Origin of the sequence: Streptomyces sp. NPDC059917 (genome assembly GCF_042730635.1) — a bacterium.
Lineage (GTDB): Bacteria > Actinomycetota > Actinomycetes > Streptomycetales > Streptomycetaceae > Streptomyces.
This window is the reverse complement of record NZ_JBHWLC010000132.1, coordinates 1-13,463: the sequence shown is the minus strand read 5'-3', so window position 1 is coordinate 13,463 and position 13,463 is coordinate 1. Positions and strand designations below refer to the sequence as shown.

The window sequence follows — 13,463 nt, the reverse complement described above, 5'->3', positions numbered from 1 at the left end:
GACGACACCACCCCCTGGACCTGCCACGCCACCGCCACCCTCACCACCAACCAACCCCCCACACCAGCCCATACACCCACCCCCAGTGCGTGGCCGCCCGCCGGAACCCACCCCATCGACCTCACCAACCACTACCAACACCTCGCCGAACGCGGCTACCACTACGGACCCACCTTCCAAAACCTCACCCACCTCTGGAAGAACCCCACCACCGGCACCCTCCACGCCACCCTCACCCTCCCCGACACCCTCACCGCCGAGGGCCATACCCTCCACCCCGCCCTCCTCGACGCAGCCCTCCACCCCCTCATCACCCACACCGGGAACGACAACCCCGACACGATCCAGATCCCCTTCACCTGGAACAACATCACCCTCCACACCACCCACGCCACCACCCTCCACGCCACCCTCACCCCCACCACACCCACCACCATCAACATCACCCTCACCGACCCCACCGGAACACCCACCCTCACCATCGACGAACTCACCCTCAGCACCATCGACCCCACCCGGCTCAGGGCGCTGCGCACCGACCGGCCGCCGCTGCACCACGTGGCCTGGAGCCGGATCGAACTGCCGGCGGCGGAGGGCGGGTTCGGAGCGCGTGCCGTCGTACTCGGTGACGACCCCTTCGGGGCCGCCGCCGCGCTCGGGATCGGGCAGGGGGATCCCGCTGGGGCCGAGTACCTGCTGGTCAGCAGCGTCAAGGCGGGCGGTTCCGCCGACGCCGCCTTCGTGGAGACCGAGCGGCTGCTCGCGCTGGTGCAGGACTGGCTGGCCGACGAGACGCGCGGCCGGTCCGTGCTGGTCCTGCTCAGCGGCAACGCCGTCGCCGCGCAGTCCGGTGAGCCCGTCGACCTCGCGGTGGCGGCGGCCTGGGGGCTGCTGCGCACCGTACGGTCCGAGAACCCGGGGCGGATCGTGCTGGCCGACCTCGACGACGCCGACGAGGCGTCCTGGTGGGCCCTGCCCGGGGCGCTGGCCTCCGACGAGCCCGAGCTGCGGATCCGGGGCGGACAGGTATACGTACCGCGCCTGGCCCCCGCCGGGGCTCCGGGCGCGCCGACGGGGCGGATCGACCCCGAGGGGACGGTCCTGATCACCGGCGGCACGGGCGCTCTGGGGGCGGTCGTGGCCCGGCACCTGGTGGCCGAGCACGGGGTGCGGCACCTCCTGCTGACCAGCAGGCGCGGGCCCGACGCCGACGGTGCGCGCCAGCTCGCCGCCGAACTCGAGGCGGCCGGGGCCGGGGTCACCGTGGTCGCCTGCGACACCGCGGACCGGGCGGCCCTGGCGGCCGTGCTCGACGCGGTGCCCGCCGCCCGCCCGCTCACCGCGGTCTTCCACGCGGCCGGTGTCCTGGACGACGGGGTCGTGCGCTCGCTGGACTCGGGGCGGCTGGCGAAGGTCTGGCAGCCCAAGGCGGCCGGTGCCTGGAACCTGCACGAGCTGACCGCCGACGCGCGCCCCGCCGTCTTCGTCCTCTTCTCCTCGCTGGCCGGTCAGGTCGGCAACGCGGGCCAGGCCAACTACGCCGCCGCCAACGCCTTCCTCGACGGTCTCGCCCAGCACCGGCACGCCCAGGGGCTGCCCGCCACCTCCCTCGCCTGGGGGCTGTGGGGCGCGATCGGGGAGCAGGACGGCATGGGCGCGGCCCGGACCGGACTCGGCGGGCTGTACGCGCTGACCGTCGCCGAGGGGCTCGGCCTGCTCGACGCGGCCCTCGCCGACGCGCGGCCGGTGCTGACCGCGGCCCGCTTCGACCTGTCGGCCCTGCGCACCCGTGCCGAGGCCGGAGGTGCGGCCCTGGCGCCGACGCTGCGCGGCCTGGTCCGTGCCCGGGCCCGGCTCGCCGCGGCCCCGGTGGCGGTGCCGCTCGCCGGGCGGCTCGCCGGGCTGGCCGAGGAGGAGCAGTACCGGACCGTGCTGAGCGTGGTCCGTACGACGGTGGCCGCCGTCCTCGGGCACGCGGACGCGGCGAGCGTCGAGGACGACCAGCCCTGGGTCGGATTCGACTCGCTGACCGCCGTCGAACTGCGCGACCGGCTCGGTGTGGTCACCGGTACGACGCTGCCCGTGACGCTCGTCTTCGACTACCGGACCCCGGCCGAGCTGGCCGGGTTCATCTGGGACACCGTCCGCCCGGAGGCCGGTGCGGAGCCGGTCCTCGCCGAACTCGACCGGCTGGAGGCCGCCTTGGCCGCCGCCCCGGACGAGGAGGAGCTGCGTCGAGCGGTCACCGGTCGGATGGAGGCGCTGCTGGCGGGCTGGTCGGCCCGGGCCCGCGGCGCGGGCGCCACGGACGCGGACGGTACGGACGCGGCCGCACGGATCGAATCGGCCTCGGCCGACGAGATCTTCGCCCTGATCGACCAGGAGTTCGGCACCCTCCCGCAGTGAACCGGCCGTGCGCCCCGGCCGTGAAGGCACCCCACTCCCACCCCACCCACCCCAGCCAGAGAACGGGATCACCATGACCGACGCACCGACCACCTGGAACGTACTCACCGACGACGACCCCGGTTCGGTGGTCCTCGCGGCCGACTTCGACTCGACCAGCCGCGCCGAGGCCCGTTTCACCGACCTCACCAAGCACCTCGCGTCCGGGCTCACCCTCTGGGAGACCATCCCGCAGGCCGTCGCCACCCGCCCCGACCTGCCCGCCGAGGCCTACGTGAAGCAGTGGACGGACGAGGTCAAGGCCAGCGGCCGCAGGGTCCGCGCCGTCCTCGGCTTCTGCGCGGGCAGCGTCTACGCGGCCGCCCTCGCCGAAGAGATCGAGAAGTGGCAGGGATCCTTCCCGCTGACCATCCTCTTCGACCCCGAGCGCGCCTCCGCGGCCAGCATGTACTGGCAGTTCCACAAGGTCGTCGGCCAGATGGCGCCGACCATCGGGGCCGCCGCCACCGGCGCCGCCCAGGACGCCGGACAGCGGGCCCAGGAGGACTGCCAGGACCTGGCCGACCTGGCCCGCAGGCTGCTCGTCCTCTACCACACCACCGCCACGAAGGCCTTCGACCAGCTGGGCATCGACGGCACCCGCCGCGCCGAACTCACCGAGACCGCGGGGGCGTTCCTGTCCTACCTGGCGACCGCCGAGCAGATCGAACCGGCCGCCGCCTGGCGCAGGTCGGTCGTCTTCACCTCCTCGACCCCCACCAGCGGCCTCAACGCGCTGCGCGCCCTCAACCCCGGCGCGTTCGACGACGTGGCCGCCGAGGAACTGCGCTTCGACACCGCCCACGTCGACCTGCTGCGCACGCCCGCGATCGCCGACGCCGTCTCCGCGCTCATCAAGGACCGCACCTAGGGCCGTGACCAGGGCCGTACCAGGGCGGCACCAGGACCGTGCCCAGCCCCGCACCAGCCTCCGAACGCGAAGGAATCCGGAATGCTCACCATCCCCAACACACCAGTGAACGGCCCGGTGCCCGCCGCGCTCATCGCGGCCAACCGCAAGGAGCAGGCGCTGTGGCTGCTGGAGCAGCTCGTACCGTCCGGCGCGGTGAACAACCTGTCCATCGTGTTCACCGTCGAGGGCGCACTCGGCGAGTGGGAGGTCCAGGAGACCCTGGACGCCCTGCTGCGTCGGCACGACACCCTGCGCACGGTCTTCTACGGCACCGAGGCCGGTCTGGTGAAGCGGGTCGTGCCCGCCGAGCACTTCACCGTCACCCTGGAGACCCGCGAGAGCGCACCGCAGGACGTGGCGGCGGAGATCGACGCCGCGGTCCGCCGCCCCTTCGCCTTCGACGGGCAGCCGCTGGTGCGCGCCGTCCAGCTGCAGGGCTCCGACGGGGACGTGCTCTGCCTCGTCGTCCACCACATCGTCTTCGACACGGTGTCCTCCGCGATCCTGCTGGAGGAGTTCACCGAGGTGTACGAGGCGGTCTCCGCAGGACTCGGGGTGCCCGACGCCCTGCTCGAGGTCCAGCCGGTGCTGCGCTCCGCCCCGTACGAGGAGGCCAGCCTCGAGTACTGGCGCGCGCACCTGAAGGACTTCGACCCGAGCGGGCTCGGCCTGTCCTGCGGCACCGAGGACGTACCCGAACCCACCCTCACCGGTGACTACGTCCTGCACTCCCTCTCGCCCGCCGCCCACGAGGCGGTGCGCCGCCTGCAGCAGGACGTGCGCGCCCCCGAGGCCGTCGTCCTGCTGGCGGCGTACTACCTGCTGCTCGCACGGCACGGCGCGGGACCCGACATCGTCGTCGGATCCCCCGTCAACGTCCGCGGCCCGAAGGCGCCCCGCGCCATGGGCTACCACGTCAACACCCTCCCGCTGCGCTCGCGCGTCGACTTCGGCGCCGGTTTCCGCGACCTCGCCGGGCAGGCCAGGGAGGCGTTCTTCGGTGCGATGACGCACACCGACGTGCCCGTCGACGCGCTGCTCCCCGAGGTCCGCCACACCGGGGCGACCTGGCGCAACACCGTCTTCCGGCACCTGTTCAACTACGTGCCCGACGCGGGCCGCGAACACTTCGAGCTCGACGGCATGCCGGCGCGCAGGCTCCTGGTCGAGAACGGCCACAGCAAGTTCGACCTGGAGTTCTTCTTCTTCTCCTCCCCCGAGGAGATCAAGATCCGGGGCGTCTTCTACACCGAGATCCTCAGCCGCACCGACACCGAGTTCCTCCTGGAGCGCTACGACGCCCTGCTCGTCGCCCTCGGCGAGGACCCCGACCGGCCGATGGGCGAGGTGCCCGTCTTCAGCGCCCGGGACACGGCCGTCGTCGCCGCGAACAACGACACCGCCCGCGCGCACGGCTCCGCCACCCTCCTGGAGGCCGTCGCCCGGAGCGCGCGCGCCACCCCCGGCGCCGTCGCCGTCGCCGAAGCGGACCGCGAGACCAGCTACGGCCGCCTGTGGGCCGCCGCCCTCGCCAACCGCGACCTGCTGACCGCCGCGGGCACCCGCCCCGGGGACGTCGTCGCCCTGGCCGGCCGCCGCGGCCCCGAGCTGGCCGCCGCCGTCCTCGGCAGCTGGCTCGCCGGAGCCGCGTACGTCGCCCTCGACCCCGACCACCCCGCCCAGCGCACCGCCTACCTGCTCGAGGACTCCGGGGCCACCGCCGTCCTCGTGGCCCCGGGCGTCGACATCGCCGTGGGCGCGGGAACGCACGTACGGGACATGGCGTCCGTCGGCGAGGAGGCCGGTACCGCCGTACCCGGGCCCGGGCAGCTGGACGCGCCCGCCGCGCCCGGCGCCACCGCCTTCCTCATCTACACCTCGGGCTCCACGGGCAAGCCCAAGGGAACGGTCATCACCCACGCGGGAGCCGCGAACGTCATCGCCCACTTCGCCGACGAGCTGTCCGCCACCGCCGCCGACACCACCCTGTGGCTGACCACCTTCACCTTCGACATCTCCTCCCTCGAGCTGTTCCTGCCGCTGGTCACCGGCGGCCGCGTCGCCGTCGCCCCCGACACCGCCCGCACCGACGGGGAAGCCCTGCGCGAGGTGCTCGGCCACCACCGGCCCGGCATCCTCCAGGCCACCCCCACCACCTGGCGGCTGATCGCCGACGCCGCCGCGGACCGGCTCGCCGGAGTGCGCGGGCTCACCGGCGGCGAACCCCTGCCGCCCGCCCTGGCCCGCAGGATCACCGCCGCGGGCGTCGAACTGCGCAACGCCTACGCGCCGTCGGAGACCACCATCTACTCCACCTCGGGCCTGGTCCCCGCCGACGTCACCCGCGTCGGCATCGGCACCCCCCTCTCCAACACCCAGGTGTTCATCACCGACGGGGCCGGGCGCGAACTGCCCGTCGGTGTCCGCGGCGAACTCTGCGTCGCCGGACACGGCGTGGCCGCCGGGTACCACCGGCGTCCCGAACTGACCGCCGAACGCTTCGCCGAACACCCGGTGCTCGGCCGCTACTACCGCACCGGAGACCTCGCCTGCTGGCTGCCCGACGGCGGCATCGAACTCCACGGCCGGGTCGACCGCCAGGTCAAGGTGCGGGGCAACCGCATCGAACTCGGCGAGGTGGAGTCCGTACTCCTCGAACACCCGGACGTGGCGGGGGCCGCCGTGGTCGTCGACGACACCCCGTCCGGCCCCGCCCTCGTGGCCTTCCTCGTCCCCCGCGAAGGGGCCCTCCCCGACGGCGACGGACCCGGCGGCCGCGGGCGGGACTTCGCCGCCCGGCTGTGGGAGCACGCCCGCGCCACCCTCCCGGGTGCCGCCATACCGCAGGAGTACCTGACCGTGGACGCCTTCCCGACCACCGTCAGCCAGAAGACCGACTACCTCGAACTGGGCCGCCTCGCGGCCCGGCGCCGCGCCGAACGCGCCGAGGGCGGCGGCGCGACGGCCGACGGCGGCGACGAACTGACCACCGGCCTCATCGGGCTCTGGTGCGACCTGCTGAACCGCTCCGACCTGGACTCCGGCTCCAACTTCTTCGCCCACGGCGGCCACTCGCTGCTGGGCGCCCAGCTCGTCCAGCGCGTCGAGAGCACCTTCGACGCCACCGTCCGGATGGTCGACCTCTACAACGACCCCACCCCGGCCGGACTCGCCGCCCAGATCCGCAAGCAGCAGGGGGACCAGCGATGACCGGCCAGGACCCGAAGCTGCTCGAATACCTCAAGCGGATGACCGTCGACCTGCGCGAAGCCCGCCGCCGCGTCGAGGAACTCGAGTACGCCCGCCACGAGCCCGTCGCCATCGTCGGAATGAGCTGCGCCTACCCCGGCGGCGCCGGTTCGCCCGAAGAGCTGTGGAACCTCGTCGACACCGGCACCGACGCCGTCGCCGGGTTCCCGCAGGACCGCGGCTGGGACCTCGAAGGCCTCTACGACGCCGACCCCGACACCCCCGGCACCTGCTACGCCCGCGAAGGCGGCTTCCTCGCCGACGCCGCGGCCTTCGACGCCGGACTCTTCGGGATCACCCCCAAGGAAGCCTTCGCCATCGACCCCCAGCAGCGACTGCTGCTGGAACACAGCTGGGCGGCCATCGAGCGCGCGGGCACCGACCCGCGCACCCTGCGCGGCAGCCGCACCGGCGTCTTCGTCGGCGTCATGTACAACGACTACGGCTCCCGGCTCAACCCCGCTCCCGAGGGTTACGAGGGGTACATCGGCGCGGGCAGCGCCGCGAGCATCGCCTCCGGCCGGATCTCCTACTCCCTCGGCCTCGAAGGCCCCGCCCTCACCCTCGACACGGCCTGCTCCTCCTCCCTGGTCGCCCTCCACCTGGCCTGCCAGGCGCTGCGCCGCGGCGAATGCACCACCGCCCTCGCGGGCGGGGTCACCGTCATGGCCACCCCGGGGACCTTCGTCGAGTTCGCCCGCCAGCGCGGGCTCTCGCCCGACGGCCGCTGCAAGTCCTTCTCCGCGGACGCCGACGGCACCGGCTGGGCCGAAGGCGTCGGCATCCTCTACCTCGAACGGCTCTCCGACGCCCGCCGCCAGGGCCACCGGATCCTCGGCCTGGTCCAGGGCAGCGCCGTCAACCAGGACGGCGCCAGCAGCGGGCTCACCGCCCCCAACGGCCCCGCCCAGCAGCGCGTCATCCTCGACGCCCTCGCCGACGCCAGGCTCACCGCCGCCGACATCGACGCGGTCGAGGCCCACGGCACCGGCACCAAACTCGGCGACCCCATCGAGGCCCAGGCCATCCAGGCCGTGTACGGCAAGGGCCGCGACACCGGCCGCCCGCTGCGGCTCGGCTCCCTCAAGTCGAACATCGGGCACAGCCAGGCCGCCGCCGGGGTCGGCGGCGTCATCAAGATGCTGATGGCCCTGCGCCACCAGACCCTGCCGCGCACCCTGCACGCCGAACGGCCCACCCCGCACATCGACTGGTCCGCGGGCACCGTCGAACTGCTGCGGGACCCGGCCCCCTGGCCGCACGGCGAACGCACCCGCCGCGCCGGTGTCTCCTCCTTCGGCATCAGCGGCACGAACGCCCACGTCATCATCGAAGAGGCACCGCACGACGCGGACACGGGTGCGGACACGGATGCGGACACGCACGCGCCCGACGGGGACCGGGCCGATACCGGTGCCCTGGCCTGGCCGGTCTCCGGCCGCACCCCCAAGGCCCTGCGCGAACAGGCCACCCGGCTCGCCCGCCACCTGGCCGACCACCCCGACCTGGACCGCGCCGAAGTCGCCCACACCCTCGCCGCAGGTCGCACCCCCTTCGAACACCGGGCCGTCGTCCTCGGCGAGGACACCACCGCCCTCACCCAGGGCCTCGCCAAGCTCGCCCGCGGAGGCAACGCCCCCCACCTGGTCCGGGGCGCCACCGACCCCGCCGCCAAGTCCCCGGTCGCCGTCCTCTTCTCCGGCCAGGGATCACAGCGCCCCGGCATGGGCCGCGCGCTGCACCGCCGCTTCCCCGCCTTCGCCGAGGCCTTCGACGCGGTCTGCGCCGAACTCGACCGGCACCTCGACGTCCCCCTGCGGGACGTCCTGTTCGCCCCCGACGGCCCCGACACCGCAGAACGCCGCGCCCTCATCGACCGCACCGCCTACACCCAGGCCGGCATCTTCGCCTTCGAGGTCGCCCAGTACCGGCTCCTCGAACGCTTCGGCCTGCGACCCGACTTCCTGGCCGGTCACTCCATCGGCGAACTCACCGCCGCGCACGTCGCCGGGGTCTGGACCCTGCCCGACGCCGCCGCACTGGTCGCCGCCCGCGGCCGGCTGATGCAGGCACTGCCCTCCGGCGGCGCGATGCTCGCCGTACAGGCCACGGCGGAGGAACTCCGTCCGCTGCTCGCGGGCCGCGAGGGCGAGGTCTCCCTCGCCGCCGAGAACGGCCCCGGCTCGGTGGTCGTCTCGGGCGACGCCGAGGCGGTACGGGAGATCGGCGAGGTCTTCGCCGCCCGAGGCCGCCGCACCAAGCAGCTCAAGGTCAGCCACGCCTTCCACTCGCCGCACATGGAACCGATGCTCGACGAGTTCGCCGTCGTCGCCAAGAGCATCGGGTACGCCGCCCCGCGCGTCCCCGTGGTCTCCAACCTCACCGGCGCGGGTGCCACCGCCGAACTGGCCACCCCCGAGTACTGGGTACGGCACGTCCGCGAGGCGGTCCGCTTCGCGACCGGCGTCGGCTGGCTGCGCGACCAGGGGGTCGCCACCTTCATCGAGGTCGGCCCCGACAGCGTCCTCGCCCCGATGGTCACCGAATGCCTCGCCACGGGCGCGGCCGCTCCGGCGAAGACCGAGGTCGTCGCCCTGGCCCGGCGCGACCAGCCGGAACCCGTCGCGTTCCTGACCGCGCTGGCCCGGATCCAGGTCCGCGGCAAGACGCTCGACTGGTCCGCCCAGCACGAGGCCCCCGTACGCTCCGTCGAACTCCCGCCGTACGCCTTCCAGCGCCGCGTCTACTGGCTCGACGAGGTGGCCCCCGCCGTACGCGCCCCCCGCACCGGTGGCGCCACCCGGCCCGGGGCGGCCACCGACGTCGGCCCGACCGGGGACGGCGACCCCGACGAGCCCGACACCGCGGCCCGGCTGCGCGCCGCCGCTCCGGAGGAACGGCACCCGCTGCTCCTCGCCGTCCTGCGCGACCTGGCCGCCGACGTCATGGGCATCGAATCGTCCGTGGACGTCAGCGCCCAAGAACCCCTGCTCGACATGGGATTCACCTCCCTCATGGCCGTCGACCTGCGCAACAAGGCGACCGAGGCGACCGGTCTGAACCTGCCGGCCACGATCGTTTACGACTGCCCGACCCTCGAAGCGATAGCGGGTTATGTGGACTCGCTCATGACCCAAGAATGAGGATGACCGTCATGTCGAAGGCACTGAACCCCTCCGTCGTTCCCGCCGACCAGAGCGACAACTCCATCGCTGTTATCGGTATGTCGTGCCGTTTTCCGGGTGCGGTGGGTGTGGGTGAGTTTTGGGATTTGTTGTGTGCGGGTCGGGATGCGATTGGTGAGGTGCCGGGGGATCGGTGGGATGTCGAGCGGGTCGGTGGGGTGCGTCGGGGTGGGTTCTTGGGGCGGGTGGATGGTTTTGATGCGTCGTTTTTCGGGGTGAGTCCTCGGGAGGCGGTGGCGATGGATCCGCAGCAGCGGTTGATGTTGGAGTTGGCGTGGGAGGCGTTGGAGGACGCGGGTGTGGTGCCGGGTTCTTTGCGTGGTGAGGGTGTGGGGGTTTTTGCGGGGGTGATGCAGGACGATTACGCGGCGTTGGTGCGTCGTGGTGGGGTGGAGGGTTTTGGTTCGTTTACTTCGACGGGTTTGCATCGGAGTGTGGTGGCGAATCGTGTGTCGTATTTCTTGGGGTTGTGTGGTCCGAGTTTGGTGGTGGATTCGGGTCAGTCGTCGGGTTTGGTGGCTGTTTTTCAGGCGTGTGAGAGTTTGTTGAAGGGTGAGTCGTCTTTGGCGTTGGCTGGTGGGGTGAATTTGATTTTGGCGCCGGAGTCGACGGTGGCGGTGGAGCGGTTCGGTGGTTTGTCGCCTGATGGGGTTTCTTATGTTTTTGATGGTCGGGCGAATGGTTATGTGCGGGGTGAGGGGGGTGGTGTGGTTGTTTTGAAGCGTTTGGGGGATGCGTTGGCGGATGGTGATGATGTTGTTTGTGTGATTCGTGGTGGTGGGGTGAATAACGATGGTGGTGGTGTGGGTTTGACGTCGCCGTCGGTGGAGGGTCAGGCGGGTGTGGTGCGTTTGGCGTTGGAGCGGGCGGGTGTGGCTGCGTCGGGTGTGGCGTATGTGGAGTTGCATGGGACGGGGACGCCGGTGGGTGATCCGGTGGAGGCTGCGGCTTTGGGTGCGGTGTATGGGGTGGGGCGTGGGGGTGGTTCGGGTGTGCCGTTGGTGGTGGGTTCGGCGAAGTCGAATGTGGGTCATTTGGAGGGTGCGGCGGGGGTTGTTGGTTTGGTGAAGGCGGCTTTGTGTGTGCGGGAGGGGCGGATTCCGGCGAGTTTGAATTTCGAGTCGGGTCCGGTGGGGGTTGATTTGGAGGGTTTGGGTCTGCGGGTGCAGACGGAGTTGGGGGAGTGGCCGGTGGAGGGTCGGCGGGTGGCGGGGGTGTCTTCGTTCGGGATGGGTGGGACGAACGCGCACCTGATCATCGAGCAGGCCCCCGAGGCAGAGGTGACGGCACCGGATCCGGGTGTGGCGGACGAGCTGGTGCCGTGGATCCTGTCGGCCCGTACGCAGGCCGCTCTGCGCGAACAGGCCTCCCGGCTGAGGGAGTTCGTCGGGGCGGACGCCTCGGCGCGTCCGGTGGACGTCGGGTTCTCGTTGGTGGCGACGCGGACGGCGTTCGAGCATCGTGCGGTGGTGCTGGGCGCGGGCCGTGCGGAGCTGCTGGCCGGGCTGGACCTGCTGGCCGCCGGTGAGTCGGGCGCGGGTGTCGTCCGCGGCTCGGCCGGGGTTGGTGGGACGGCGTTCCTGTTCACCGGGCAGGGGAGCCAGCGGGTGGGGATGGGGCGTGAGCTGTATGCGGCCTCGCCCGTGTTCGCCGAAGCCTTTGATGCGGTGTGTGCGGAGCTGGACGGGCATGTGGGTCGGTCGTTGAAGGATGTGGTGTTCAGCGATCCGGATGGGTTGTTGGATCAGACGCGGTTTACGCAGGCGGCGTTGTTCGCGGTGGAGACGGGGTTGTTCCGGGTCGCGGAGGCGGCTGGGGTGCGGCCGGATGCGTTGATCGGGCACTCGGTCGGTGAGCTGGCGGCCGCCCACGCGGCCGGGGTCCTGTCGCTGGCGGACGCGTGTGCGCTGGTCGCTGCGCGGGGCCGGTTGATGCAGGCCGCACGGGCGGGCGGGGCGATGCTCGCCATCGCCGCCCCCGAAGCCGACGTGACCCCGCTGCTGGTGGAGGGCGTCGATCTGGCTGCGGTGAACGGGCCTTCGGCCGTCGTCATCTCCGGTGACGAGGGCGCGGTCGAGACGATCGCGGAGCATTTCCGGGCCCAGGGTGTGAAGGTCAAGCGGCTCACGGTCAGCCACGCCTTCCACTCGCCGCACATGGACAGCGTGCTGGACGAGTTCCAGGCGGTGGCACAGACGCTCACCTTCCACGCGCCTTCGATCCCGGTCGTCTCGAACGTCACCGGTCTGGTTGCGACGGCCGAGGAGCTGACGGATCCCGCGTACTGGGCCCGTCACATCCGTGGCGCGGTCCGTTTCCATGACGGCCTCACCACCCTCCAGGCCCAGGGGATCACCACCTACCTCGAACTCGGCCCTGACCAGGTGCTCACGGCCATGGTCGAGGAAGGGGCCACGGCCGCGTTCCTGCGTGCGGGGAAGGCTGAGGACCGTACGGTCATCGCCGCGCTCGCGGCGGCGCACGCCAACGGCTCGGACGTGGACTGGTCGGGGCTGCTGGCCGGTGGGCGGCGGGTGCCGCTGCCGACGTACGCCTTCCAGCGCAAGCGGCACTGGATCGACGTCCCCGACCTCGTCACCGGCACCGCGGCCACTGCCGCAGCGTCCGACAGCAGCGACGACGAAGACCTGGGCAAGCGCGGCGAATGGGCCGCGCGGCTGGCCGGACGTACCGAGCGGCAGCAGCAGGCGCTGCTCACCGCGCTGATCGCCCGGCACACCGTGGAGATCCTCGGCTACGAGAGCGCGGACGAGGTCGATCCCGCCCTGTCGTTCAAGGACCTCGGCTACACCTCCCTGACCGCCGTCGAACTCCGCAGCCACCTGGCCGCCGAGACCGAGCTGGCCCTGCCCACCTCGCTCGTCTTCGACTACCCGACCCCCAACGCCCTGGCCCTGCACATGGTCCAGGCCCTGCTGGGCGCCTCCGACGCGGGCGTGTCGGCATACTCGGCCGTGCCCCTCGGGGCCCTCGACGAGCCGTTGGCCGTGGTCGGGATGGGGTGCCGGTATCCCGGTGGGGTGGCTTCGCCGGAGGACCTGTGGCGGTTGGTCGCCGATGGCGTGGACGCGATCGGCGGGCTGCCGGAGAACCGTGGCTGGGACACGGACGGGATCTACGACCCCGAGCGCGGGCTCAGTGGCAAGACGTATGCCCGGGACGGCGGATTCCTTTACGGCGCTGGTGAGTTCGACGCGGAGTTCTTCGGGATCAGTCCGCGTGAGGCGGCCGCGATGGATCCGCAGCAGCGGCTGCTGCTGGAGACCGCGTGGGAGACCCTGGAGCGCGCCGGAATCGACCCCGCCGGCCTGCGCGGCACGGACACCGGCGTCTTCGCCGGAGTGATGGCCCAGGACTACGGCCCGCGCCTGCACGAACCCGCCGACGGCTTCGAGGGCTACCTCCTCACGGGCAATACGGCGAGCGTGGCGTCGGGTCGGATCGCGTACACGTTGGGTCTGGAGGGCCCGGCGATCACGGTGGACACGGCGTGTTCGGCTTCGTTGGTGGCGTTGCACCTCGCGGTGCAGGCGTTGCGGCGGGGGGAGTGCTCGCTGGCGTTGGCCGGTGGTGCGGCGGTGATGGCGACGCCGGGGATGTTCGTGGAGTTCTCCCGGCAGCAGGGTCTGGCGGCGGACGGCCGCTGCAAG

At 72.2% G+C, this 13,463-nt stretch carries 5 protein-coding genes; all 5 read left to right on the top strand.

Going from position 1 to position 13,463, the window contains the following annotated elements:
* Positions 1-2,406 (top strand): SDR family NAD(P)-dependent oxidoreductase (locus ACFWAR_RS37820; protein ID WP_385787796.1); only part of this gene is annotated, 2,406 nt, incomplete at its 5' end.
* A gap of 73 nt (positions 2,407-2,479) precedes the next feature.
* Complete coding sequence (locus ACFWAR_RS37815; RefSeq protein WP_385787793.1) at positions 2,480-3,316, top strand: hypothetical protein; 837 nt, start codon at positions 2,480-2,482, stop codon at positions 3,314-3,316.
* 81 nt (positions 3,317-3,397) lie between these two features.
* Entirely contained in the window at positions 3,398-6,568 is a 3,171-nt protein-coding gene (locus tag ACFWAR_RS37810) for an amino acid adenylation domain-containing protein (protein WP_385787790.1), read from the top strand.
* A complete protein-coding gene (locus ACFWAR_RS37805) occupies positions 6,565-9,750 on the top strand; it encodes a beta-ketoacyl synthase N-terminal-like domain-containing protein (RefSeq protein WP_385787787.1) in 3,186 nt (1,061 codons plus the stop codon). The genes ACFWAR_RS37810 and ACFWAR_RS37805 overlap by 4 nt, the downstream gene beginning before the upstream one ends.
* An 11-nt stretch (positions 9,751-9,761) precedes the next feature.
* On the top strand, positions 9,762-13,463 hold a 3,702-nt coding region (locus ACFWAR_RS37800; RefSeq protein ID WP_385787785.1), incomplete at its 3' end, for a type I polyketide synthase.

What these genes read in the sequence shown, in the direction of transcription:
- ACFWAR_RS37815 (WP_385787793.1), top strand. Translation starts at nt 2,480, where the DNA reads ATGACCGACGCACCGACCACCTGGAACGTACTCACCGACGACGACCCC.
- ACFWAR_RS37810 (WP_385787790.1), top strand. Translation starts at nt 3,398, where the DNA reads ATGCTCACCATCCCCAACACACCAGTGAACGGCCCGGTGCCCGCCGCG.
- ACFWAR_RS37805 (WP_385787787.1), top strand. Translation starts at nt 6,565, where the DNA reads ATGACCGGCCAGGACCCGAAGCTGCTCGAATACCTCAAGCGGATGACC.